Origin of the sequence: Candidatus Desulforudis audaxviator MP104C (assembly GCF_000018425.1) — a bacterium.
In the GTDB taxonomy this organism is placed as follows: Bacteria; Bacillota; Desulfotomaculia; order Desulfotomaculales; family Desulforudaceae; genus Desulforudis; species Desulforudis audaxviator.
The window spans coordinates 1,536,809-1,561,071 of sequence record NC_010424.1 but is presented as its reverse complement, the minus strand read 5'-3'; the positions used below and the strand labels follow the sequence as shown (position 1 = coordinate 1,561,071).

The following is a 24,263-nucleotide window of genomic DNA, read 5'->3' as shown; positions in this document are numbered from 1 at the left end:
TGGCGGGGCACTCGCGCGATGTGTTAATATATATATATAACTACAATAGTCAAATGGTTAGTTGTATAGCGATCTGGTAGCAGCAGTATACGACAAAGGAGGTGCGCCTATGGACTCGGTCAGAAGGGTGTTACCCTTGCTCCCACTGCGTGGGATCCTGGTATTCCCATATATGGTAATTCATCTTGACGTAGGTCGTGATAAATCGGTTAAGGCCATAGAGGAGGCCATGATCCAGGAACGGCATATTTTTTTGGCCACGCAGAAAGAAGCACAAACCGATGACCCGGGCATAGACGATATTTACGATGTAGGCACGGTGGCTGAGGTAAAGCAGTTGCTCAAGCTGCCGGGCGGCACCATCCGGGTGCTGGTCGAAGGCATCGGCCGGGCCAAGGTCGTCAACTACATCGCCGCTGATCCGTATTTCTTGGTCGAGGTGGACCAGTACCTGGAACAGTTCCAGAAGACAACCGAGTTGGAGGCGCTCATGCGCCACCTGGTATACCAGTTTGAGCAGTATGTCAAACTGTCCAAACGGATTCCGCCCGAGACGGTGGTTTCCGTGGTCAACATCGACGACCCCGGCCGGTTGAGCGATATCGTCGTGTCCCACTTGCCCCTGCGGATCGAGGACAAACAGAGTGTGCTCGAGTCGATCAGGATCGCGGACCGGCTGGAGAATCTTTGCGCTTTACTGGCCAAGGAACTGGAGATCGTGGAACTGGAACGCCGGATCAACGTCCGGGTCCGGAAGCAGATGGAGAAGACGCAGAAGGAGTACTACCTGCGCGAGCAGATGAAGGCCATCCAGCGCGAACTGGGCGAAAAAGACGAGCGGGTGGCGGAGGGCGAGGAATACCGCGAAAAGATCGCCGAGGCTAAGCTCCCCAAGGAGGTCGAGGAGAAGGCGCTCAAGGAAGTGGAACGCCTGGAGAAGATGCCGCCGATGGCCGCCGAGGCCACGGTGGTGCGCAACTACCTCGACTGGCTTCTGGCCCTGCCGTGGACCAAGGGCACCCGGGACCGGCTAGACATCAACGCTGCCCAGCAGATCCTGGACGAGGACCACTACGGGCTGGACAAGGTCAAGGACCGGATCATCGAGTACCTGGCCATCCGCAAACTGGCAAAGAAGATGAAGGGGCCAATCCTGTGCTTTGTGGGCCCGCCCGGCGTTGGTAAGACCTCCCTGGGCAAATCCATCGCCCGGGCGCTGGAGCGCAAGTTCGTGCGGATCTCGCTGGGCGGGGTGCGCGACGAGGCCGAAATCCGCGGGCACCGGCGCACCTACGTGGGCGCCCTGCCAGGCCGGATCATCCAGGGTATGCGGACCGCCGGTTCCAAGAACCCGGTCTTCCTGCTCGACGAGGTCGACAAAATGAGTATGGACTTTCGGGGCGACCCGTCGGCGGCGCTCCTGGAGGTGCTCGATCCTGAGCAGAACAACTCGTTTTCCGACCACTACATCGAAGTGCCGTTCGACCTGTCGAACGTGATGTTCATCACGACGGCGAACCTGGCACACAACATCCCGCGGCCGCTGATGGACCGGATGGAGGTCATCTACATCTCCGGCTACACGGAGGAAGAGAAGGTGCAGATTGCGATCCGGCACCTGATTCCGAAGCAGTTGAAGGAACACGGACTGGACCGCGGCAATCTGACCATTTCGGAAGGGGCCATCCGGAGACTGATCCGCGAGTATACCCGTGAATCCGGAGTCCGGAACCTGGAGCGCCAGATCGCCACCCTGTGCCGGAAAACGGCCAAGGAGATCGTGGCCAAGAAGGCCAAGCAAATTCGGGTGACCAAGCGGAACACCGAGCAGTTCCTGGGAATTCCCCGGTTCCGCTACGGCATGGCTGAAAAGAACGACGAGGTCGGTGTCGGCACCGGGCTGGCCTGGACCGAGGCCGGCGGGGATACCCTGTCGATCGAGGTCACCGTCTGCAAGGGCAAGGGCGGCCTGACTCTGACCGGAAAGCTGGGAGACGTGATGCGCGAGTCCGCTCAGGCCGGGTACAGCTACGTGCGCAGCCGCGCCGAACAACTGCGCATTGACGGGCAGTTCTATGAAAAGACAGACATCCACATTCATATTCCCGAAGGAGCGACCCCGAAGGACGGTCCGTCAGCGGGTATCACCATTGCCACGGCCCTGGCTTCCGCATTAACCGGAAGGTTGGTCCGTCACGATGTCGCGATGACGGGTGAGATCACCCTGCGCGGCCGGGTACTCCCGGTCGGAGGGCTCAAGGAGAAGATCCTGGCGGCCCACCGAGCGGGGATCAAGACCGTGATCCTGCCGCTGGAGAACAAGAAAGACCTGGAGGACATCCCGGCCAACGTGCGGTCAAAGCTGGAGTTCGTGCTGGTCGAGCACATGGATGAAGTGCTGGAAACGGCGCTTTACCCCGATGGTTTCGTATCCCACACCCGACTGCCGGATTCGACCCAGCCAGAGGTCAGTTACCAGACCGTCGTCCAGAATGTTCCTTAAACCGGTCGGGGCGCCGCGTTTTAACAAAAAAGGATGAGACCAAGCAGGAATGGTTGAAGCAGAGGGCGAAAATACATGTGCGCCCTCTTTCTTCAATCTGGAAGAATACCATAAGACTCTAAGACTCTGGCATGAGGAAGTGATTGAAATGGCACTGGGTGACCTTATTGACGAATTCAACGAGGTCAAGGGCGGTGCGGTTTGGGAAACCAAAAAGCGGTCACTTTTCGACCAGAACGTTCGGGAGGTCATTCTCGTTGACAAGATTGTCGGCACCTCCCACTTTCGAATCCTACGCAACGAGAACTTTGAGTTTGTGTTTGAACATCAAGGGCCTTTCGGAAAACGGGTACTTAAGGTTGACTTGCACCAGGTCGACTACCACGACGGCATCAGAATCGTCCTGGGTTGGAGCCCGGAAGAAACGGTCATGAAGGTTTCGGACACCACCCTGGACCCGCGTGCCATCATCGTCAGTGCTTCTTGACCGCAGACTCTTACGTTCATGCAGCCGGAAGCTCCCCGATCGGAAAACCAGGGGGGCTTTTTCATTGCTGGGGGACTGGGAGTGCGCCCCCCTCCACCGCCTCGCGGGCGAACGAAGGTTCCACGGCCTGGTGGTAGGGCACGGCCTGGGGCAACTCCCCGGACTGGATCAACCAGTTCTGCAGGTTCTGGTAGGCGTTTTCCTCAACCAGCGGGTTTGGGGCCCAGAGCCTGGTCTCCTTGTTCCGGGCGATTACCCGGGTCAGAGTTTCGAGGTCGAGGTAGGGGAAGAAAGGCGCTGCGACGACGGCGATTTCCTCGGGACTCTTTTGCGCGATCCATTCTTGGGCCTGGAAGACGGCTAAGCAGTACCCCAGGGCGACGTCGGGGTGGGTCTGCAAAAACTCTGGCGTGGCCGCGCAGACCCGGGACGGAATCTCGCCGGCCTCCGCGAGCGAAACCAGGACGTAGCCGGTTTCGGACTTCTCCAGGTAGGCGGCCATGGGATCCGGCAGGATGATGAAACTTCCTGTCCCGGACAGAAAAGCGCCCACCCGGAGATGCACCGGCAGGTGCTGGATGATGGTGACGTGGGTCTGGGGCACCAGTTCGAGGCGCCGCAGGATTTCCTCCAGCGCCACCTCCCCGACGGTGTCGGGCGGGTCGCCGATCACGGTGTACTCCTTTAGATTCTCCCACTTAAAGTCCGGTTTTGCTTCCCGGCCAAGTAAGAAGTTAGGGTCTTTTCCGGTCAGGGCCGCGAAGGCCACCGGCCCGTCGACCATCAACCGGTCCAGAGGGGTGAGGTAGAGTTCGGCTTTGTCCTGGGCCGGGTCCACTATCCCCCGGGGTGCGGTGGTCAGGCTCAGGTGCAGGCCGTTGTCCTCGAAGTAGCCCAAGGCCGCCGCCAGGTAGTGGGGCAGGTAGGCTATCTCGCGTGCTGTTTCCCGCACTGAGAGGCGGTGCACCTCCGGTTCCGGGTGATGTGTGAAGAACCAGGCGGCCGCTGCTCCGGCAGCCAGGACGGTTATGGCGGCGGCGATTGAAAGTATTCTGTGCATGGGTGCTCCTCCCTTCCGGCCAAAGCTTATTGTTCATGGATAATGAATACGGGGTGCGAACGTGGAATATTACGTGTCCAGCCGTTGTAGGGGCGCGATTGTTGACACACCGGGGGAAACTAAATAAGATTTACTGAGAGAAACTGGAGAGGAAACAGAAAATGGGACACAACAGCATTCCTTCAGTATACGATCCACATCAGGTTGAAGAGCGGCGCTACCGGTACTGGGAAGAACACGGGTTTTTCCGGCCGCTTCCGGGTACGGGCCGCGAGCCTTATTCCATCGTGATGCCGCCCCCGAACGTCACCGGTGAGCTGCACATGGGTCACGCCCTGAACAATACGCTGCAGGACGTTTTGACCCGTTGGCGCCGGATGCAGGGGTTCGAAACGCTGTGGCTGCCCGGGACCGACCACGCCGGGATTGCCACCCAGGCCCGGGTGGAAGGGCAGTTGGCCCAGGAGGGCCTGACCAAGTATGACCTCGGGCGGGAGAAGTTTCTGGAGCGGGTCTGGGAGTGGAAGGCGAATTACGGCCACCGGATCACCACCCAGCTCCGCCGCCTCGGCGCGTCCTGTGACTGGTCGCGGGAGCGTTTCACCATGGACGAGGGCTGCTCGGCGGCCGTGCGGGAGGTTTTCCTGCGGCTGTACGAGGAAGGCCTGATTTACCGCGATTACTATATTGTGAACTGGTGCCCGCGGTGCAGCACCACCATCTCCGATATCGAAGTGGAGCACCTGGAGGTTCCGGCTCACCTGTACCACTTGAAATATCCGCTCAAAGACGGTGCGGGGGCGGTGGTGATCGCCACCACCCGGCCCGAAACCATGCTGGGAGACACCGCGGTGGCGGTGCACCCGGAAGACGACCGCTACCTGCACCTCGTCGGGGAAACGGTGCTCCTGCCGCTCGTGGAGCGTGAAATTCCGATCATCGCCGACCCCTACGTCGATCCCGCGTTCGGCTCCGGGGCGCTGAAGATCACCCCGGCGCACGACCCGAATGACTTCGAGATCGGCCGGCGCCATGGGCTGCCCCAAGTCCAGGTGATCGGCACGGACGGGCGCATGACGGCGGAAGCCGGCCGGTACCAGGGGCTGGACCGTATGGACTGCCGCCAGCAGGTGCTTGCGGACCTGAAAAAGCGGGGCCTTTTGGTCCGGGTCGAGGATCTGGACCACGCCGTTGGCCACTGCTACCGGTGCCAGACCATGGTGGAGCCGACCCTTTCGAGACAGTGGTTCGTACGGATGAAGCCGCTGGCCGAACCGGCGATCAAGGCCGTGCGCGAAGGCCGGATCCGGTTTGTCCCGGAGCGGTTTACGAAGATCTACCTGGACTGGCTCGAGAACATCCGGGACTGGTGCATTTCCCGTCAGCTCTGGTGGGGACACCGCATTCCGGTCTGGTACTGCGACGACTGCGGTGAAACTGTCGCCTCCGGCACCGATCTCTCCGCTTGCCCGGCGTGCGGGAGGGAAAACATCGAGCAGGATCCGGACGTTCTGGATACCTGGTTTTCTTCGGCCCTCTGGCCGTTTTCGACCCTGGGCTGGCCCGGAAAAACCGCCGATCTGGACCGCTTTTACCCAACCTCAGTGCTGGTGACCGGACGGGACATTATCTTTTTCTGGGTGGCGCGGATGATCTTTTCCGGATTGAAGTTCATGGACCGGGAACCGTTTGCCGAGGTGTTCATCCACGGGCTGGTGTTGGACGCTCTGGGCCGTAAGATGAGCAAGTCACTCGGCAACGGCGTCGACCCGATCGAAGTGATTGAGAAATACGGCGCCGACAGCCTGAGGTTCATGCTGGTTACTGGGAACACCCCCGGGAACGACCTGCGGTTTCATTTCGAGAAACTGGAGAGCTCCCGAAACTTCGCGAACAAACTCTGGAACGCCTCTCGGTTCGTGCTCTTAAACCTGGGGGACTACCGGCCGGACAAGGCGGCGCCGGGGACATTGGAGTTGGCCGACCGGTGGATTCTCAGCCGGTTTGGGGCGGCGCTTGCAAGGACCACGGCGGGACTGGAAGCATATGAACTGGGGGAGGCAGCGCGGGCGCTATACGAGTTCATCTGGGATGAGTTCTGCGACTGGTACATCGAATTGGTCAAGCCGCGGCTCTACCAGGGAACGGATGAGGAGCGGGCCGTGGCGCAGTACGTCCTGGTCCGGGTCCTCCGGTCTACCCTGGAACTTCTGCACCCGTTTATGCCGTTTATAACTGAGGAACTCTGGCAGCACCTGCCCCACGAGGGGGAGACGATCATGCGGACCGCCTGGCCGACCGCGGAGCACGGGCTTGCCGATCCGGATGCGGAGCGGGACATGGCTTTTATCGTTGAAGCCACGCGGGCGGTGCGCCACCTGCGCAGCGAGATGAACGTTCCCCCCAGTGCCCGGGCGGAAGCGGTTCTGGTAGTGCCGGACGAGTCCGTACGGGCCGTTGTGGAACGGTGGCGGGGCTACATTGAGAACTTGGCCAACGTGCACGTCCTGGTGACGGGGGCGCTGGAAACCAGGCCGGAGACGGCTGCTCACGCGGTGGTGCGGGGGATGGAGGTTTTCGTGCCCCTGGTCGGGCTGATTGATATCGACCGAGAGGCCAGGCGGTTGGCCCGGGAACTGCAGCAGGTCGAAAAGGACTTCTCGCGGGTGGAGGGCAAGCTTGGCAATCCCGCTTTCCTGGAAAAAGCCCCGCCCGAAGTGGTGGAAAAGGAACGGGGCAAGCGGGCCGAGTTGGCCGAAAAGCGCGAGGCCCTAGCAGCCCGGTTGGCGGTGCTCCGCCGCCCCTAAAAAAAGGGGCCAGGCCCCTTTTTTTAGGCCAGGTGTCATTCGGAATAGGACTCCCGGCATGGGTACCGGCGAAGCCGGCCGGTTACGATGCAAGGACAGAGGCGCCTTGGGCGCCTCTTTGAGGTGAGGGAAAGGTGCATTACGAAGAGGCTCTGGAGGCGGTGCGCGGACTGGCGGCCACCGGGGTGAACTTCGGCCTGGAACGGGTGCGGGAACTCCTGGCCGTGCTTGGCGATCCTCAGGCGGGCCTTTTTGCGGCACACATCGGAGGCACCAACGGCAAGGGTTCGGTGGCCGCCTTGGTGTCCGCCATCGCACGGGCGGGCGGTCTCAAAGTGGGCACTTTCACTTCTCCCCATCTCTCGAGCTATACGGAGCGCTTTCTAATCGACGGCCAGCCGGTGACGGGAGAGCGCCTAGCCGGGCTGATCACCACTCATTGGAACCTGCTGGCTCCAGTCGCCCGGCAGGTCCGCCCCACGGAGTTTGAGCTGCACACCGTCCTGGCCTTGCAACTCTTCCGGGAGGAGCGGGTGGACGTAGCCGTGCTGGAAGTGGGCCTTGGGGGGCGCCTGGACGCCACAAACGTAATCCGCCCCGCCGTGGCCGTAATTACCAACGTCGCCCTCGATCACCAGGAATACCTCGGCGAAACGATCGCTGAAATCGCCCGGGAAAAAGCCGGGATTATCAAGCCCGGGGTGCCGCTGGTGACCGCGGCCGAGGGCGGGGCGCTGGACGTAATCGCCGGTGCCTGCCGGGAGCTTGATGCGCCACTGGTCCGGGTGGGCGCCGACGTCCGTTGGGAACCCCGAGACGACTCCGGTGAAAAACAAGGGCTGGACATCTACGGCCGGCGGGCTGTTTACCGGGGATTGGCACTGCCGCTCGCCGGCCGGCATCAGCAGGTCAACGCGGCTTGCGCGGTGGCTGCGGCCGAAGTGCTCGGGGAACATGCACCTTCCCTGGGGCCCCGGGCCATCCGCGAGGGCTTGGCGGCGGTAAACTGGCCCGGCCGTTTCGAGGTGCTGGCAGGCCAGCCCACGGTGGTACTGGACGCTGCCCACAACCCCGCCGCCGCCGTCGTGCTCCGGGACACACTGGTCGCGCGCTTTCCGGGCCGGGAAATAATCCTGGTTTTGGGGGTTCTGGGGGACAAGGACCGGGCGGGGATCGCCGCTGTGCTGGCCCCTGCAGCCCGCGCCGTGGTGGTGACCAGGCCCCCTTCGGAGCGGGCCGGGGACTGGGAGCGGGTGGCGGTGGAGGCCGGTAAACACTGCGCCCGCGTGGAAACCGTGCCGGATTGCCGCGCGGCCCTCACCCGTGCCCAAATACTTGCCGGAGCGGGAGGCGTAGTCGTGGTCACCGGATCGATTTACCTCATCGGTGCCCTCCGGTCCGCCATTACGTAGAGCTGTTTCGGACCCCCGCTCAGTCGAGCAGCCTCCAAATGCTGGTCGACGACATCCACCGTTGACAGGCCGGGTCGGCGCTCCTCCTGAAAAGCATTCTCCACCGACGCAAACCCCTCAGGTTGTCAGCCTTTGCGTCTGAGAATCCGGTAGCCGGATACTGGTGGCTACCGGAGGGCTCCCTGTACGGCCTGTTTATTGTGACCGTTATCACCGGGTTGCGGTAGGGCCCGTTCCGGCCCCGGTGATTTCCCCGCAGGCAAGCTCATACAGATTAAATGACGCTTGATTGTCTGCGGGAGGAGTTGGGGCTTTGATCTACCTGTACCTGGCGGCGGCCCTGGCGGTCATTCTCATGGGAGCCCGGTTCTTCACCAACGGGGTGGAATGGCTGGGCTTGAGGCTCGGGCTGGCCAGAGGGGCGGTGGGAAGCGTGCTGGCCGCGATCGGCACCGCCCTACCGGAGACGATGATCCCGGTGGTGGCCATCCTGATGGGTCACGGTAAGGCCCACGAGGTCGGTATCGGGGCGATCCTGGGGGCACCGTTCATGCTGGCCACCGTGGGTTTTTGCCTGGTCGGGACCACCGCCGTGGTTTTGAGCCGGCGCCGCGGGTCGGCGCGCGTGCGGCCCCACCCGGACCTTTTGCGCCGGGACCTGGGGTTTTTCCTGGCTGCCTACACGTTGGCCATCACCGCCGCCTTTCTGCCCCCGGCCGCCAAGCCGGTCGTGGTGGTGGTCCTAATTCTGACCTACGTAGCTTTTCTGGTGCGGGCCGTCACCCAGGGCGAACGCTGCGGGACAGGGGACGACACCGGGCCGCTGCTGGTGGCCCCGCGGTCCGCCGACCCGCACCTGGTGTTGATCATGGGCCAGGTTTGCTTTGCTTTCCTACTGATTCTCGGGGGCGCCAAGGTGTTCGTGCAGGGGATCGGTTTTCTGGCGCACCATTTCGGAGTGGCCCCGCTCCTGTTCGCGCTTCTGGTAGCCCCCATCGCTACGGAGATGCCGGAGCTTTTCAACAGCCTGATCTGGCTGAAGGAAAAGAAGGACACCCTGGCCCTCGGGAACATCACCGGGGCCATGGTCTTTCAGAGCACACTGGTACCCGCCATCGGCATCTATTACACCGACTGGCGGCTAACTACGGCGGCGCTCACCAGCGCGGCGCTGGCTCTAACGGCGGCCTGGCTGGCCTTCCTTTACGCCCGGCGGGCCGGGCATGTGGGCGGCTGGTTCCTGGCCTCCACCGGCGGTTCATTCTATCTGTTTTTCGTGGTGATGGCGGTGAAGGGCGGGTTTTAGAGGCGGCCCAGTCCCGGGATACCCATCCCCGATCTCATTTGTTTAGGAAGACCCCCAAACGTGGCCTGCAGGCCGCCCAAACGCGGCGTCTTTTTGCAGCCGCTTTTTTGCTGCCAAAAAGGTGTATAAAAAGGTGTATATTAGTAGGAGCACACTTCTATCGTAAGGAGGACGAGCCTATGTCCGTGGAAGAGAGGTGTCGGGCCCTGGGCCTGGAGATTCCCGCAGCCCCGCCGCCGGTGGCGGCTTATGTGCCCGGGGTGCGGGCCGGACAACTGTTGTTCACCTCCGGGCAGCTTCCCGTGGCCGGGGGTGAAGTCGTTTTCCGGGGGCGCATCGGCGCCGAGTTATCGCCAGCGGACGGGTATGAAGCGGCCCGGCTCTGTGCACTTAACTGCCTGGGGGTCATCCGGAGCGTAGCCGGTAGCCTGGAGCAGGTGGAGCAGGTGGTTCAGATCACCGGCTATGTGCGTAGCGCCCCCGGCTTCGAGGGACAGCCCGGGGTGGTGAACGGCGCTTCGGAGTTGGTACTGGCGGTCTTCGGGGAGGCCGGGCGGCACGCCCGGGCCGCGCTGGGGGTTGCGGAGCTGCCGCTCGGCGCAGCGGTTGAACTGACAATGGTCGTCAAGTTGCAGGACGACCGGCGGCGGTAGCGCTTGTCAGGGTTTGCCGGGAATGCTACACTGTGGTACATAGGAGGGATTTTATGGCGAGAGGCAGGAACCCGTGGATCCTGATCGCGCTGATGGTCCTTGGCGGTCTGGCGGGCAGCGCGGTGGGCCAGATATTGAGCCCGACGTTCCCCTTCCTGAACAATATTGTGACCGCCGGATTGACGCCCGGGGTTTTGGATCTGCGGTTTATGACGATCACCTTCGGATTTTCCCTGTTGATCGGGCCACTTACCCTCCTCGGTTTTCTGTTGGGGTATCTGGTCTACCGGAATACTTGAGGCTATGTTCCGGATTGTTTTAGCTTCGGCTTCTCCCCGGCGGCGGGAACTATTGCAAAGCCTGGGTTTGGAGTTCGAGGTTCTTCCTGCCGGGGTCAATGAGGACTTCGCCGGGCGGGACCCGGCGGACATGGCGGAGAGTCTGGCCGAACGCAAGGCCCGGGCGGTGGCCGGGCGGGTCGGGGACGGCCTGATTCTTGGGGCCGATATCGTTGTCTTCCAGCGGGGGCGGTTTCTCGGGAAACCGGAAGGACCGGAAGAAGCCGCCGCGATGCTGACGGCCCTGCAGGGTGACACCCACGAAGTGCTCACCGGGGTGAGCCTGATCCGGATGCCGGACGGGCACGCGGTTGTCGACCACGAACGCACCCGCGTTCACTTCCGGGCCATGACCGCGCAAGAAATCGACTGGTACGTGGCGACCGGGGAACCGCTCGACAAGGCGGGGGCCTACGCGATCCAGGGCCTGGGCGGCCTGTTTGTGCGGGGTATTAAGGGCTGCTGGTTCAACGTGGTCGGCTTGCCCCTGCCGCTTCTGAGCGGGCTTTTCCGCCGGCAGGGGGTGGACCTTTTGAATCTTGTTGGCACGAATTGGAGTTCCTCCGGACGGAGGTAGAGCTTCTTGGCTGTCGAATATCACCTAACGATAAAGGAAATGGCTGCGGAACTCCGGCCGCGTGAACGCCTGGCGGCACACGGCGTGCAGTCCCTCTCGGACGCCGAACTCCTGGCGATCCTGCTCCGGAGCGGCACGGTCACCACCACGGCGATCGACCTGGCCAACCAAATCCTGAGCCGATTCGGCGGCCTGCGGGGGCTGGCGGAGGCCGGGATCGAGGAGTTGCAGGCCGTCAAGGGAGTCGGCCCGGCGAAGTCGGCCGAGGTCCGGGCGGCTTTCGAACTGGGCCGGCGGGCCGCCTGCCGCCCTGGGGAGTGGCAGCCGACCGTGCGGACCCCGGAAGAGGCGGCCGGGCTGGTAATGGAGGAGATGCGGTACTTCGACCGGGAGCACTTCTGGGCGCTGGTCCTGAACACCAAGAACCGGGTGCTGGCGGTGGAGAAGGTCTCGGTCGGCACCCTGAACTCTTCCAGCGTCCACCCACGGGAGTTGTTCAAAAACGCGATTCGGAGAAGCGCCGCCGCACTGATTTTGGTCCACAACCACCCGAGCGGCGACCCGGCACCGAGCCCGCAGGACATCGAGCTGACGCAGAGGCTTTTTGAAGCCGGGGAAATAGTCGGAATCAAGGTCCTAGATCATATCATCATCGGAGATAATAAGTTCACCAGTTTGAAACTGGAAGGACTGTTTTAGCGAGAACGAGTGAAAGGGGTAAGTCATGGCGATCGCGTTTTTCTCCAGGGATATGGGTATTGATTTGGGTACCGCGAACACCCTGGTGTACGTAAAAGGAAAGGGCATTGTGATGCGCGAGCCGTCTGTAGTGGCGATTGAGAAGGACAGCGGGCGGATCCTGGCCGTGGGTGAGGAGGCCAAGCAGATGATTGGACGCACCCCGGGCAACATCGTGGCCATCCGCCCGATGGAGGACGGCGTGATCGCCGATTTCGACACTACCGAGAGCATGATCAAGTACTTCATCAACAAGGCGCTGCGCGGCAGGACCTTTCTGATCCGGCCGCGGGTGGTGATCGGCGTTCCGTCCGGCGTCACCGCGGTGGAGGAGCGGGCCGTCCGGGAGGCGGCGCTCGCGGCCGGCGCCCGTGAGTGCTATCTGATTGAGGAGCCGATGGCGGCCGCCATCGGGGCCGGTTTGCCGGTGCACGAACCGACCGGCACAATGATCGTCGATGTGGGCGGGGGCACGACGGAGGTGGCGGTGATCTCCTTGGGGGGGATTGTAACCAGCCGTTCGATCCGGGTGGCCGGCGACGAGATGGACGAGGCGATCATCCAACATGTTAAGCGCAACTACAACCTGATGATCGGTGAGCGTACCGCCGAGGAACTGAAGATCAAGATCGGCACGGCCTACCCCTTGGAACACCAGGAGACCGAGGAGGTGCGGGGCCGGGACCTGGTTTCCGGCCTGCCCAAGACAGTGACTGTAACTTCCGCCGAGATTTACCGGGCGCTTTCCGAACCGGTGAGTGCCATCCTGGACGCCATCCGGCAAACTCTGGAAAAGACCCCGCCCGAACTGGCCTCGGACATCATGGACCGCGGGATTATGATGGCCGGTGGCGGGGCGCTCCTGCGGGGGCTGGACCGCCTGGTCAGCGAGGAAACCCAGATGCCCGTGCACTTGGCCGAAGAGCCGCTGTTGGCGGTGGCCTACGGTTCCGGGCGGGTGCTGGAGAACATCGATGTCTTACGCAAGGTGTTGATCTCATCCAAGAAGGTGGTGTGATTTGAAGCGCTCCCGGATAAGAAAACTCCTGGCGTCCGGTATTCTGGTGTTATTCCTGTTGGTGATGATGCAACTCACCGGTTTGGAACGGGCGGAACTAACTGTTCTGGAGACGGGTCTGCGGGACGGTTCGGGTTTTGTACAGGCTGGAGTCACGTTTGCCGGAAACCATGTGCGCGACCTATTCCAGAGCATCTTTTTGTTTGGCGGCGATCCGGAGGTAGAAGAACTGCGACGACAGATCCGCGACCTGGAGGGGGAAGTGGTCGCCCTCCGGGAGTACCGGATCCAAAATCAGCGCCTCCGGGAGCTGTTGGACTACCGGGACGAGAATGCCCGCTACAAAATGCTGGTGGCCGACGTCATCGGCCGCAACCCCGGCAACTGGTTCGGAGAGGTTAAGGTGAATCGGGGTGCGAATCACGGTGTCGAGCGGGGGATGGCGGTGGTCCTGCCGGCCGGGTTGGTGGGCCGCGTAATCGCGGTGGCCCCCAATACGTCCGATGTGCTTCTGATCACCGACCCTCGCAGCGGGGTGGGGGCTATGGTCCAGGAAACCCGCACCCCGGGAGTGGTAAAGGGTGTGCTAGACCGGACACAGCCGCTGAGGATGTTCTATCTCTCCCGGGACGCTAAGGTGGAACGCGGGCAATACGTGGTGACCTCCGGGCTGGGGGAGGTGCCCAAGGGTATTCCGGTGGGTTGCATTATTTCTACCGAGAAAGATGCGGCGGGTTTGACTCAGACCGCGGAGGTTTCGCCGCTGGTGGATTTTAATCGTCTAGAAGAGGTGCTGATTATTCTCAATTCCGTCCCGAGGGGCTAGGACGTTTTGCGTATTCTTATCCTGGTATTGCTGCTGGGACTGGCGTTGCTCCTGGAATCCACGGTGCTGGAGTTCATTCGGGTGGCGGGCGTGAAGCCGGACCTGGTCCTGGTTCTGGTTGTGTACTACGCCATCTTCAACGGCCCCAGGGAAGGGGCTTTTTTGGGTTTTCTGGGTGGGTTGGCCCATGATTTCTTGTCTGGTTATTACCTGGGGTTGAATGCCCTGGCGGTCGCCGCGTCCGGCTATGTGGTCGGACTGGGGCACATCCGGCTGTTCAAGGAAAATCATTTCGTGGTGGCCGGCATCGCCTTTCTGGCCACCATCCTGGTCGAGGGGATCCGGTACCTACTGCTGCTGTTTCTGGGCGTGACCATCCTCCCGGGAGAGGCGTGGTGGGGATTGATCATTCCCAGCGGGGTGTATAACGCTGCCGTCGCTCTCCTGTTCCACCGCCGGTTTTACCTTTCCAGCACCAGGGGACTCTTGCGGATTCCATAGAAACGGGGATGTCCGTGGATAAGAAAAGCATAGCCAAAAGAACCAACGTACTGGTCGTCATCATAGCCCTAGTTTTTCTGGTGCTTGTCGGCCGGGTGGCCTATTTGCAGTTGATCGAAACCGAACACTACCGGACCCTGGCCCGGGAGAACTCCTTGCGCCTGATCACGATCAGCGCGCCGCGGGGAGAGATTTACGACCGGAACGGGGTGAAACTGGTGGGAAACCGGCCGCTGTACGCCGTTTCCCTGGTGAACCTCGGCCAGTCCCGCGAGGAACTGGAACCAGTGGTGGAAAAACTCGCCGCCATTCTGGGCCGCACGCCCGAAGAACTCTGGGACGCGATCGACAACCACAGCCTGAGGCGTTATGAACCGATCCGCCTGGCGCGGGACGTTTCCCTGGAAATCGTCTCCCGCATCGAGGAGGCGCAGATGGAGCTGCCCGGCGTGGTGATCGACTTCGAGCCAATGCGCGAGTATCCCTACGGTAACTTTCTGGCACACGTGTTGGGGTACATCCGGGAGATCCAGCCCGACCAGTTGGCGCGGTACCAAGCGGACGGGTACCGCCGGGGTGATGTTTTCGGTCAGGCTGGGCTGGAACACGCCATGGAGCGGGAATTGCGGGGAATACCAGGTGCACGTCAGTTGGAGGTGGATGCGGTGGGCCGGCCGGTGCGCAGTCTGGGCGTGAAAAACCCGGTTCCCGGTCACGACCTGACCCTGACCATCGATTTCGAAGTCCAGCGGGCGGCCGAAGAGGCGCTGGCCCGGATTGTGGAAAGCCTGCAGAAAGAAGGGTACCGAGACTGCCGTGCGGCTTCGGCGGTGGTCATCGACGTGCGCAGCGGCGCGGTCCTGGCCCTGGCCAGTTACCCCGCCTACGACCCGAGGATGTTTGCCGGGGACTTGAGCGCGGAACAGGCGCGGGTGCTGTTGACATCTCCGGAAGGGCCCTTTTTGAACCGGGCCATCCAGAGCGATTACCCGCCGGGTTCCACCTTCAAGATGGTGGTTGCCGCCGCGGCGCTCGAAAGCGGGAAGATCGACCGCCGGTTCGCGGTCACCGACCCGGGCTACTTCTACCACCAGGGGCAGCGGTACAATTGTCTCGGTGCCCACGGCCGGGTGGACGTGGTCCGCGGGATTCAAGTTTCGTGCAATACTTTCTTCCTGGCTGCCGGCCTGCGCACCGGTCCGGAGAACATCTTCCGCATGGCCCACGACTTCGGATTGGGTGAGCGGACCGGCATTGAACTTGCCGCGGAAGCCGCTGGCGTGTTGCCCACGGCGGAGTACAAGCGAAAGATGGTTCAAGCGGAGCTGGACCGGCGCTTCGGGCCGCAGTTCGAAGCGATTGAAGAACATTACCGGTCGCAACTACCGGGCACCGATGAGGCCCGGCGGGAGGAACTCAAGCGGGAGCGGGAGCGGGAAAGGGCCAAGATTCAAGCACAGTACGACCGCTACGCCTGGGACCTTTTGTGGCGGGACTACGATACCCTTAATATGTCGATCGGTCAGGGCCTGAACAACTATACGCCCCTGCAGCTGGCCAACTATGTAGCGGCAATCGCGAACGGGGGTTACCTTTACCGGCCTTACCTGGTGCAGCGGGTGACCGACCCGAACGGCCGGGTCGTCAAAGAGGCCGTGCCCGAACTCCGGAGAAGGGTTTCGGTCTCTCCCGAGAACCTGGATATTCTCCGGGAGGGGATGCGCCTGGTAAACCAGCCCGGCGGCACGGCTTACGGATCATTTTTCGACTTTCCGGTGACCACCGCCGGCAAAACCGGCACCGCTGAGGTATGGGGACGGGATAGCCACGGGCTCTACGTGGCCTTTGCCCCATATGAGGAGCCGGAAATCGCCATCGCCGTAGTCGTGGAACACGGCGGGCCGGGCAGCCGGGCCGCGGCTCCGGTAGCCCGGACGATCATGGACGCCTATTTTGGTTTTTTGACACAAAACGGAGAATAAGCGGCCGAGAATGAGAGCTTTCGGCAAAATAACAGGGAAAATACAGCGGGTGATTCAGCAGGATTTGGTTTTTCACCGTAGAACCTCTCTTCTAGATGGTGAGGTGGAAGTGAATGGCCCGGCAATACGCGCTTGGTGGTATCGAGCCCCCGACCAAAATGGTGGAGGGTACTCTCCGCTCAGGTCAGAGTGTACGTTTTGAGGGCAATGTGGTAATTCTGGGTGATGTCAACCCGGGGGCTGAAGTGACGGCCGCCGGCAACGTGATCGTGATGGGAGTGTTGCGGGGAACGGTACAGGCGGGTGCCGCGGGCGACGAGCGGGCGGTCATCGTTGCTTTCCGCCTGCGTCCCACTCAGTTGCGTATTGCCGATCACATTTCCCGTTCACCCGACGGGGAAGTATTCAACCCCAACCAACCGGAGATTGCCAGGGTAAGAGACGGGACTGTGGTTATTGAAACCTTCCTGCCCGGCGGGGAGCGCCAGGGCAAAAACTAGAGGCCAAGGGAGGAGCTTAGAGGAATGAGCGAAGTTATTGTGGTGACTTCGGGCAAGGGAGGGGTTGGCAAGACGACGGTCACCGCCAACATCGGGGCCGGGTTGGCGATGTTGGGGCATAAGGTGGTACTGATCGATGCCGACACCGGTCTCCGAAACCTGGATGTGGTCCTGGGAATGGAAAACCGGATCGTTTTTGACCTGACCGACGTGATCGAGGGGAAGTGCCGCTTGCGGCAAGCCCTGATTAAGGACCGCCGGTTTGGTGAATTGCTGTTCCTGCTTCCGACTGCCCAGACCAAGGACAAGTCGGCGGTGAGTGAGGATGACCTTCGTAATATCTGCGGGCAGCTGCGGGAGCACTTTGACTACGTGATTATCGACTGTCCGGCGGGTATCGAACAGGGTTTCCAGAGTGCGGTCGCCGGGGCCGAAAAAGCGATCGTGGTTACCGCCGCCGAGGTCGCCGCGGTCAGGGATGCCGACCGGGTGGTGGGACTCTTGGAATCCAAGGCCGAAATCAGGGATCCGAAACTGATCATCAACCGCCTGCGGATTCAAATGGTTCAGCGCGGGGATATGATGACCCTGGAGGACATGCACGACATTCTCGGGCTCGAACTTCTGGGTGTGATTCCGGATGATGAGGCCGTGGTTGTAGCCACCAACAGGGGAGAACCGGTGGTGGTGAGCGAGCAATCGGTAGCCGGGCGCGCCTTTCGTAATATTGTGCGCCGGATGCAGGGCGAGGCGGTCCCCTTGATGAATTTGGACGGCCGGGAAGGATTCTTCAACCGACTGCGGAAGATCATAGGATTTAGATAAGCTACGGGAAGGAGGAACGGCAGTGTTGGATTTCCTGGCCCGCCTTTTAGGCAGGGAAAGTCCCGGCAGCAAGAATGTTGCCAAAGAGCGGTTGCGCCTGGTGCTGATCCACGACCGGGCCGACATTTCCCCACAACTGCTGCAACTTCTGAAAAACGAGATCGTTGAAGTGATTTCCAAGTATATGGAAATAGACGACAAAGGATTGGAAGTAAGCCTCGAACACGTGGACAAGCAAGTGGCCCTGGTGGCCAACATTCCGATCAGGAAGATGAAAAGGGCCGCCAATATCTAGCCGGAGAAAAGAACAGGGGGGGCAACCCCCCTTTTTAGCTGTCCGGGTATCCGCTATAATGGGGGAAAAAGCCGGGGTGTGGGAAATCAGCCGCAACAGGAAGATACTTAAAAATCTCGATTACACCCTGATTCTGGCCGCGATGGCAATCATTGCGCTGGGTCTGGTCACCGTCACCAGCGCCACCCAGGTGACCAGCCTTCCAGGAGAAGCCGGTTTCGGGTTTTTGTGGAAGCAGCTCTTGGGCATTACCCTGGGAGTGACGGCGTTTGGTTTTTTCCTTTTCTGGCGTTATGAGGAGTTGGCCCGGTACACGCGGTTGCTCTACGTGGTAAACCTAGCCTTGCTCCTGGCGGTGTTCGCGGTCGGTCATTCGGCCGGAGGCGCTCGGCGGTGGATACAGCTCGGACCGTTGATGTTCCAGCCGTCAGAATTCGCCAAGCTGGTGGTGATCATTGGGCTGGCGGTGTTTCTTTCCGAGCGCGAGGGGCAGCTCAGCCGCTTCCGGGATCTCCTGCCGGCCTTCGCCTACGTCGGGGTGCCGATGTTGTTGATTCTGGCGCAGCCCGACCTGGGCACAGCGCTCGTATTCATTGCCATCACCCTGGGAATGCTCTTCGTCGCCGGTGCCCGCCCGCTGCTGCTGGGGGGACTGACGCTGGCGGGGCTGTCGGGGATGGTGCTCTGGATCTGGGCGCACTTGAACTACGGGATCTGGATTCCCCTCAAAAGCTACCAGATCACGCGGTTGACGATTTTTCTTGATCCCTGGAGCGACTGGCACAAGGACGGTTATCACATGATCCAGTCCCAGATCGCCATCGGCGCCGGGGGCCTCTGGGGCCGGGGGCTTTTCAGCGGCACTCAGAACCAGCTGAACTTCCTGCCCGAACAGCATACCGACTTCATTTTTTCGGTGCTGGCCGAAGAACTTGGCTTCGTTGGTGTGGTTTTCCTGTTGACGCTCTATTTCGTCGTTCTGTACCGGGGTTTGCGGATCGCCGGGCAGTCCAAGGATTTGTGCGGCACCCTGATGGCTACCGGCGTGGTGTCGATGCTGGCCTTCCACATCCTGACCAACGTGGGCATGGCGGCGGGGATAATGCCGGTTACCGGGATCACGCTGCCGCTTTTCAGTTACGGACCGAGTTCCATGATGTTCACCCTGGCGGCGCTGGGTCTTCTGTGCAACGTGTGGGTGCGGCGACAGACCATTGTCTTTTGATGTTTATGGGATAGAAGTGGTTTTGCATGGCCCTCTTTGACCGGGTGGCCGAAGACTATGATGCCTGGTACGAGACCCCGCTGGGCCGCAAGGTGGACCAGCTGGAAATGTGTCTTTTCATGCGGCTCGCCGCGCCCAAGCCGGGAGAAAGGGCGCTGGACGGGGGTTGCGGTACCGGGCGGCTCAGCTTGGCGTTGGCCGAAAAGGGGCTGGTGGTCACCGGTGTGGACCTCTCCCCCCGGATGCTGGAAGTGGCCCGTAACCGGACCCGGTCACACGCGAACATCACCCTGATGCAGGCAGACGTGGAGAATTTGCCCTTTCCGAGCCTCTCTTTTGACCTGGTGACCGCATTCACGGTCCTGGAGTTCACCGGCAACCCGGAGGCCGCCGTCCGGGAACTGTGGCGCCTGGTGAAACCGGGCGGCCGCCTGGTGGTAGGGGTTTTGAATTCGTGGAGTCCCTGGGCGTGGCAGCGCCGGCGGCGGGCCGGGACCGGCGAGAGCGTTTTCGCGCACGCGCAGTTCTTTTCCCCCTGGAGCATGAAAGCGGTTCTGACCGCGAACACGAGCCAGAGCCGCCTGGTCTGGAGCACTTGTGTGTTCTTCCCTCCCTGGACCGGTTCCCTCTCGATCAACATGGCCGCCACCCTGGACCGGATCGCCCGCCCATTCCTTAAGCCCTTCGGCGCCCTGATTGTAATGCGGGCCGAACGGCTGCCGGTGGTGCAGCCGATACCGGTCCCGGTCACCTTCCGCTCCCGGACCATCACTGAAATTAGTCCCCGGGAATCTCGAGTGACACAGGTCAAAGAAGTGCGTTAACGACGTTTTTCATCACCCCCAAAGCTTGTCATTATCTGGATATTACCTTCATATGATATAACAGCTTCAGTAAGGGGAGGGGAACAGGTTGAGACTGTTCACGCGCGAGAAGAGGCTGGATTGGCCTCTGCCACCGGCCGCTCCCAGGTCACGGGCGGGCCGGAGCCAACAAAAATGGTTTTTCCGGGTGACGGCGGCGGTAGTTCTGTTCCTGGTTTTTCTGGCCATCCGGGAGACCCAGGTACCGCTGGGGGTTCAGGTCCGGGAAGGACTGCAGTACGTTTTGACTACGGAATGGAACTACCAACCGGTGGTGGACCGGGTGGTCCGCCTGGGATTGCAGACGGTAAGCGTCGATCTTCCGTTCCTGGACACCGTACCGCAGCGGCCGGACGGGGACACCGAGATGGTGACGGTACCGGCGAACGGGCTCTTGCCCCCCGTCCCCGGTACCGTGGTGCGCGAATTCGGCTGGGTGGTCGACCCGGTGGACAACCGGGAGCGTTTCCATCCCGGAGTGGATATCAGCGCGCCCGCCGGCACACCGGTCCGGGCGGTCATGTCTGGATTGGTATCGCAGGTGGGGGAAAATCCGACTTACGGGCCCTATGTTCTTATCGACCATGGCAGTGAAGTTTACACCCTGTACGCCCAACTGCAGAACATCCAGGTGCGCAAGGCCGACCGGGTTGAAGCAGGCCGGGTTCTGGCTGAGGTCGGCAACAAAGGCGACTTTCCGGGACCGGGTGTGCACTTCGAGTTCCGTGAGCAGGGGGCACTGGTTAATCCCCTGGAGAAAATCACCTTCCCCTAAAACCCGTAGCAGTCGACTTTATACGGACAGGCAAGGGGAGTGGGACGCCCATGCGGATCTGCCGGGTGAGCGGGATTGTATTTTCCATCAATAACTGGTTTCTAGCGCTCCTAGGGGTATATTTCGCCGCCGGGGTTCTCGGCAAGGGCCTAATCGCCTTTGTCGTGGTTCTTGCCCACGAGCTGGCCCACGTCTGGATGGCCCGCCGCCATGGCATTCCCGTGCAGGAAGTAGAGCTGATGCCCTTCGGCGGTGTGGCTAGGATGAGCGGGGAGTTGGTCATTGAGCCCCGGAAAGAAATCGTGGTGGCGGTCGCCGGCCCCATGGCCAACCTGGTGCTTTGCGCGCTGGCGTTGGGGTGCGGACACTACGGCATCTGGCACGAAATGTACGGCCCGTTCTTCATCCAGTGTAATCTGCAGGTGTTTTTTTTCAACGTGCTTCCCGGACTGCCCCTGGACGGGGGTCACGTGCATCGGGCTTACCTAGCCCGTAATATGAACCTGCCGGCGGCCACCCACCGGACGGCGGTCTGCGGCCAGTTCTGGGGGGGGCTGATTGCGGTCTTGGGGACAGCCGGCCTTCTGGGGGGATTCACCGGGCTCGACATTATTGCCACCGGGCTCTTTCTTTACTATGCTGCCCGCCGGGAAAAACAGGAAGCACCGTACCTGTACGCGCAGCACCTGGCCACAAAAAACCGGGATCTGGACCGGCACGGGATTTTGCCAGGTGAGATGTTGGTGGCCCGACAGGACCTTTCGGTGTGGCGCGTCACCCGGCTCTTCGTGCCGCAGCGGTACCACCTTGTATACACCGTGGACGAGCACGGCCGCCACACCGGTGTCGTGGACGAGACGGAGATCGTGAAGACCCTCCTGGAGCAAGGAGCGAACGTGTCCCTGGACCGGATCCGAAAGGGTTTTTGACCCGGGGCCTAGAATAAAGTGGGAACCAACTGCAGTTTCGGATATACTACTAGTTAGTGTCCCTTAAGGCAAACCATGGGCACCAGTTTCTAAGCACCGGGGGGCCGCATGACCAGTCTGGAGCGTATTTTGGCCCGGGTCGAAAAACCGGCCCGCTATGTGGGGGGCGAGTTCAACGCGGTCGTCAAGGACTGGGACAAAACACCGGTTCGGATCGCCTTTGCATTTCCCGACATATACGAGGTGGGCATGTCCCACCTGGGGCTCCACATCCTCTACCACGTGGTGAACAGCCGGGAGGATGCCCTGATGGAGCGCGTCTTTGCTCCTTGGATCGACATGGAGCGGGAGATGCGCCGGGAGGGTTTGTCCCTTTTTACCCTGGAGTCGCACCGTTCCCTGGCTGATTTCGACGTGGTGGCCTTTACCCTCCAATACGAACTAAGCTACTCCAACGTCCTGAACATGCTGGACCTCGCGGGCATACCACTGGCCGCGCGTGACCGGCGGGCGGGAATGCCCCTGGTCGTCGCCGGCGGACCCTGTGCCTTCAACCCGGAGCCCCTGGCGGCTTTTTTGGATGCGGTGTTCCTGGGTGAAGGGGAAGAAGGCCTGCACGACCTGATCGAGGTGGTGCAGAAGCACAATCAAGCCCGCAGATCCCGTGAGGAATTACTCCGGGCCCTGGCCAGCATTCCGGGGGTGTACGTACCCCGGTTTTACCGGCCTGAGTACGCGCCCGACGGCACCCTCGCGGGGGTTCGCCCCGTCGAGTCCGGGATCCCGGACCGCGTCCGAAAGCGGGTGGTGCAGGACATGAACCGGGTGCCTTTCCCGACCAGACCAATTGTTCCCTATCTGGAGGTGGTGCACGATCGGGCGATGCTGGAGGTCTTCCGGGGCTGTACCCGCGGGTGCCGCTTTTGCCAGGCCGGGGTGATTTACCGTCCGGTGCGGGAAAAGAACCCGGAGACTCTCCTGGTCCAGGCCGCGGAACTGCTCAAAAACACCGGGTATAACGAACTCTCCCTCACCTCGTTGAGCACCACCGACTATTCCCGCATCCCGGAGTTGGTCGGGGCCCTGGTGGACCGCCACCAAGGCGAACAGGTTAACGTTTCCCTGCCGTCACTGCGGGTGGACGCCTTCGCCGTCGAGCTGGCCCGGGCGGTGCAGGTCGTGCGCAAGAGCAGTCTCACCTTCGCTCCGGAGGCCGGAAGCCAGCGCCTGCGGGACGTGATCAACAAGCAGGTGACGGAAGAGGACCTTTTGCGGACCGTCGGGGCGGCTTTTACGGCCGGGTGGTACCGGGTCAAACTGTACTTCATGTTGGGATTGCCGACCGAGACCCTGGAGGACATCGCCGGGATTGCCCGTCTGGCTCGGAGGGTTTTGGAGCGGGGCCGGGAATGCGGGGTAGCCAAAGGGCGCCTCAACGTCACCGTCAGTACTTCGTCGTTCGTGCCCAAACCACACACCCCGTTCCAGTGGGAAGCCCAGACCCCACTGCCCGAACTGCGGGAAAGGCAGACCCTCCTGCAGGGCGCCCTCAAGGGCAAGAACCTGGTGTACCGCGGGCACGAACCGGAGGCAAGTTTTCTGGAGGCCGTATTCGCGCGAGGGGACCGCAGGTTGGGGCCCGCGCTGGCCCGGGCCCAGGAATTGGGTTGTCGCATGGACGGGTGGCGGGAGTGTTTCCGGTTTGACCTGTGGCAGCGCGCCTTTTCCGAAACCGGGATCGATCCGGGTGCCTACGCCTACAGGGAGTATCGGTACACGGACGTTTTGCCGTGGGATCACCTGGATACGGGGGTGGACCGGGATTTTCTGGTGGCCGAGCACCAGCGGGCCCTGGCGGGCGAGACTACGCCGGACTGCCGGGGACAGGAGTGTGCGGGGTGCGGGCTCTGTCCGAGGCTGGAAGTAGAACCCCGCCTGGCGGAGGCCGGCAGCGGTGCCGCGGGTTAGGCTCGTATACCGCCAGGAGGGGCAGGCACGCTTCGTGTCGCACTTAGACGTGATGCGGGCCTTTGAGCGCGCGGCCCGGCGGGCCGGCCTGCCGCTGGCGTACAGTCAGGGGTTCAACCCGCGGCCGAAACTGGTCTTCGCCGCTCCCCTGCCGGTCGGCACCAGTGGATGCCGGGAATACGTCGACATGGAACTGGAGGGCGACCTATCTCCGGATGAAGTGTTGGACCGGTTGCGGCGGAACCTGCCAGGCGGGCTCGTGCCCGTCGCGGCCCGCAGCGCCGCAGGCCCGCCCCTGATGAGTCTGGTGGGCCGGGCCTGCTACCTGGCGGCAGGAAAACTCCCCCGGGGGTTGTCACCGGAACACGTGGAGGAGGGACTCGCCCGCTTCCTGGCCCGCGGGGAGATTGTCACCGAACGGAAAACTGCCAAGGGAACCAGGCGGAAAAACATCCGCCCGGGCATCCACCGCCTGAGGGCCCGCAGCGATGGTGACCGACTGGAACTGACTATGGAACTTGAGGCCGGCTCGGCGCGGAACGTTCGTCCGGATGAGGTTTTGCAGGCCCTGGGGGTTGACCTGGGGCTGGATGCGGAAAACTTTGCCGTTTTACGAACCGCAGTATTGTCCCGGGAGGGCTTTCTTCTCTGGGACCTATGAAATTTAATATAGAG

Annotated in this window: 23 protein-coding genes; 22 read left to right on the top strand and 1 reads right to left on the bottom strand. The window is 61.8% G+C overall.

Annotated elements, in window-relative coordinates:
* Positions 1 to 109 precede the first annotated feature (109 nt).
* A complete protein-coding gene (gene lon, locus DAUD_RS07465) occupies positions 110 to 2,503 on the top strand; it encodes an endopeptidase La (protein ID WP_012302567.1) in 2,394 nt (797 codons plus the stop codon).
* 148 nt (positions 2,504 to 2,651) lie between these two features.
* Entirely contained in the window at positions 2,652 to 2,990 is a 339-nt protein-coding gene (locus DAUD_RS11600) for a hypothetical protein (protein WP_049752587.1), read from the top strand.
* Positions 2,991 to 3,051: 61 nt separating this feature from the next.
* Here the strand turns inward: DAUD_RS11600 and DAUD_RS07455 are convergent, their stop codons facing one another.
* Entirely contained in the window at positions 3,052 to 4,050 is a 999-nt protein-coding gene (locus DAUD_RS07455; protein WP_012302565.1) for an ABC transporter substrate-binding protein, read from the bottom strand.
* 161 nt (positions 4,051 to 4,211) lie between these two features.
* Here DAUD_RS07455 and DAUD_RS07450 point away from each other — a divergent pair, with 161 nt between their 5' ends.
* The 20 genes from DAUD_RS07450 (at position 4,212) to DAUD_RS07355 (ending at position 24,249) form a co-directional block, all read left to right on the top strand.
* A complete protein-coding gene (locus DAUD_RS07450) occupies positions 4,212 to 6,857 on the top strand; it encodes a valine--tRNA ligase (RefSeq protein WP_012302564.1) in 2,646 nt (881 codons plus the stop codon).
* 134 nt (positions 6,858 to 6,991) lie between these two features.
* On the top strand, positions 6,992 to 8,269 hold the full coding sequence (locus DAUD_RS07445) for a bifunctional folylpolyglutamate synthase/dihydrofolate synthase (RefSeq protein ID WP_012302563.1): 1,278 nt from the start codon (positions 6,992 to 6,994) through the stop codon (positions 8,267 to 8,269).
* Between the two features lie 313 nt (positions 8,270 to 8,582).
* Complete coding sequence (locus tag DAUD_RS07440; protein WP_012302562.1) at positions 8,583 to 9,575, top strand: sodium:calcium antiporter; 993 nt, start codon at positions 8,583 to 8,585, stop codon at positions 9,573 to 9,575.
* A 179-nt stretch (positions 9,576 to 9,754) separates the two neighbouring features.
* Positions 9,755 to 10,228, top strand: a complete 474-nt coding sequence (locus DAUD_RS07435; RefSeq protein WP_012302561.1) for a RidA family protein — start codon at positions 9,755 to 9,757, stop codon at positions 10,226 to 10,228.
* A gap of 53 nt (positions 10,229 to 10,281) precedes the next feature.
* A complete protein-coding gene (locus DAUD_RS07430) occupies positions 10,282 to 10,527 on the top strand; it encodes a DUF4321 domain-containing protein (protein ID WP_012302560.1) in 246 nt (81 codons plus the stop codon).
* 4 nt (positions 10,528 to 10,531) lie between these two features.
* Positions 10,532 to 11,143: a Maf family protein gene (locus DAUD_RS07425; RefSeq protein ID WP_012302559.1), complete on the top strand. Its 612-nt coding sequence runs from the start codon at positions 10,532 to 10,534 to the stop codon at positions 11,141 to 11,143.
* Between the two features lie 6 nt (positions 11,144 to 11,149).
* Positions 11,150 to 11,842, top strand: coding sequence for a RadC family protein (gene radC, locus DAUD_RS07420; RefSeq protein WP_012302558.1), 693 nt, complete (start codon positions 11,150 to 11,152; stop codon positions 11,840 to 11,842).
* 31 nt (positions 11,843 to 11,873) lie between these two features.
* Positions 11,874 to 12,899 carry a rod shape-determining protein gene (locus DAUD_RS07415; RefSeq protein ID WP_456298451.1) on the top strand — a complete coding sequence of 342 codons (1,026 nt, stop codon included), beginning with the start codon at positions 11,874 to 11,876 and terminating at the stop codon, positions 12,897 to 12,899.
* Position 12,900: 1 nt separating this feature from the next.
* Positions 12,901 to 13,725 carry a rod shape-determining protein MreC gene (gene mreC, locus DAUD_RS07410; protein WP_012302556.1) on the top strand — a complete coding sequence of 275 codons (825 nt, stop codon included), beginning with the start codon at positions 12,901 to 12,903 and terminating at the stop codon, positions 13,723 to 13,725.
* A 6-nt stretch (positions 13,726 to 13,731) separates the two neighbouring features.
* Positions 13,732 to 14,226 carry a rod shape-determining protein MreD gene (mreD, locus tag DAUD_RS07405; protein WP_012302555.1) on the top strand — a complete coding sequence of 165 codons (495 nt, stop codon included), beginning with the start codon at positions 13,732 to 13,734 and terminating at the stop codon, positions 14,224 to 14,226.
* A gap of 14 nt (positions 14,227 to 14,240) precedes the next feature.
* Positions 14,241 to 16,208 carry a penicillin-binding protein 2 gene (mrdA, locus tag DAUD_RS07400; protein WP_012302554.1) on the top strand — a complete coding sequence of 656 codons (1,968 nt, stop codon included), beginning with the start codon at positions 14,241 to 14,243 and terminating at the stop codon, positions 16,206 to 16,208.
* Positions 16,209 to 16,321: 113 nt separating this feature from the next.
* Positions 16,322 to 16,708, top strand: a complete 387-nt coding sequence (minC, locus tag DAUD_RS07395) for a septum site-determining protein MinC (protein WP_012302553.1) — start codon at positions 16,322 to 16,324, stop codon at positions 16,706 to 16,708.
* A 24-nt stretch (positions 16,709 to 16,732) separates the two neighbouring features.
* Positions 16,733 to 17,533 carry a septum site-determining protein MinD gene (gene minD / locus DAUD_RS07390; RefSeq protein ID WP_012302552.1) on the top strand — a complete coding sequence of 267 codons (801 nt, stop codon included), beginning with the start codon at positions 16,733 to 16,735 and terminating at the stop codon, positions 17,531 to 17,533.
* Positions 17,534 to 17,558: 25 nt separating this feature from the next.
* Positions 17,559 to 17,828 (top strand): cell division topological specificity factor MinE, encoded by a 270-nt coding sequence (gene minE, locus DAUD_RS07385; RefSeq protein ID WP_012302551.1) that lies wholly within the window; start codon positions 17,559 to 17,561, stop codon positions 17,826 to 17,828.
* Positions 17,829 to 17,886: 58 nt separating this feature from the next.
* Positions 17,887 to 19,053, top strand: coding sequence for a rod shape-determining protein RodA (gene rodA, locus DAUD_RS07380; protein ID WP_012302550.1), 1,167 nt, complete (start codon positions 17,887 to 17,889; stop codon positions 19,051 to 19,053).
* A gap of 26 nt (positions 19,054 to 19,079) precedes the next feature.
* Complete coding sequence (locus DAUD_RS07375; protein WP_012302549.1) at positions 19,080 to 19,877, top strand: class I SAM-dependent methyltransferase; 798 nt, start codon at positions 19,080 to 19,082, stop codon at positions 19,875 to 19,877.
* 88 nt (positions 19,878 to 19,965) lie between these two features.
* Positions 19,966 to 20,691, top strand: a complete 726-nt coding sequence (locus DAUD_RS07370; RefSeq protein WP_012302548.1) for a M23 family metallopeptidase — start codon at positions 19,966 to 19,968, stop codon at positions 20,689 to 20,691.
* Positions 20,692 to 20,741: 50 nt separating this feature from the next.
* Positions 20,742 to 21,620 carry a M50 family metallopeptidase gene (locus tag DAUD_RS07365; RefSeq protein WP_012302547.1) on the top strand — a complete coding sequence of 293 codons (879 nt, stop codon included), beginning with the start codon at positions 20,742 to 20,744 and terminating at the stop codon, positions 21,618 to 21,620.
* Between the two features lie 108 nt (positions 21,621 to 21,728).
* Entirely contained in the window at positions 21,729 to 23,588 is a 1,860-nt protein-coding gene (locus DAUD_RS07360; protein ID WP_012302546.1) for a TIGR03960 family B12-binding radical SAM protein, read from the top strand.
* On the top strand, positions 23,575 to 24,249 hold the full coding sequence (locus DAUD_RS07355; protein WP_012302545.1) for a TIGR03936 family radical SAM-associated protein: 675 nt from the start codon (positions 23,575 to 23,577) through the stop codon (positions 24,247 to 24,249). Before DAUD_RS07360 ends, DAUD_RS07355 begins: the two co-directional genes overlap by 14 nt.
* Positions 24,250 to 24,263: the final 14 nt, after the last annotated feature.

Coding starts and splice junctions, on each gene's coding strand:
- DAUD_RS07430 (WP_012302560.1), top strand. CDS start 10,282: ATGGCGAGAGGCAGGAACCCGTGGATCCTGATCGCGCTGATGGTCCTT.
- DAUD_RS07425 (WP_012302559.1), top strand. CDS start 10,532: ATGTTCCGGATTGTTTTAGCTTCGGCTTCTCCCCGGCGGCGGGAACTA.
- DAUD_RS07375 (WP_012302549.1), top strand. CDS start 19,080: ATGGCCCTCTTTGACCGGGTGGCCGAAGACTATGATGCCTGGTACGAG.
- minD (WP_012302552.1), top strand. CDS start 16,733: ATGAGCGAAGTTATTGTGGTGACTTCGGGCAAGGGAGGGGTTGGCAAG.
- rodA (WP_012302550.1), top strand. CDS start 17,887: ATGGGGGAAAAAGCCGGGGTGTGGGAAATCAGCCGCAACAGGAAGATA.
- lon (WP_012302567.1), top strand. CDS start 110: ATGGACTCGGTCAGAAGGGTGTTACCCTTGCTCCCACTGCGTGGGATC.
- minC (WP_012302553.1), top strand. CDS start 16,322: ATGGCCCGGCAATACGCGCTTGGTGGTATCGAGCCCCCGACCAAAATG.
- DAUD_RS07435 (WP_012302561.1), top strand. CDS start 9,755: ATGTCCGTGGAAGAGAGGTGTCGGGCCCTGGGCCTGGAGATTCCCGCA.
- DAUD_RS07360 (WP_012302546.1), top strand. CDS start 21,729: ATGACCAGTCTGGAGCGTATTTTGGCCCGGGTCGAAAAACCGGCCCGC.
- DAUD_RS11600 (WP_049752587.1), top strand. CDS start 2,652: ATGGCACTGGGTGACCTTATTGACGAATTCAACGAGGTCAAGGGCGGT.
- DAUD_RS07450 (WP_012302564.1), top strand. CDS start 4,212: ATGGGACACAACAGCATTCCTTCAGTATACGATCCACATCAGGTTGAA.
- DAUD_RS07455 (WP_012302565.1), bottom strand. CDS start 4,050: ATGCACAGAATACTTTCAATCGCCGCCGCCATAACCGTCCTGGCTGCC.
- DAUD_RS07365 (WP_012302547.1), top strand. CDS start 20,742: ATGCGGATCTGCCGGGTGAGCGGGATTGTATTTTCCATCAATAACTGG.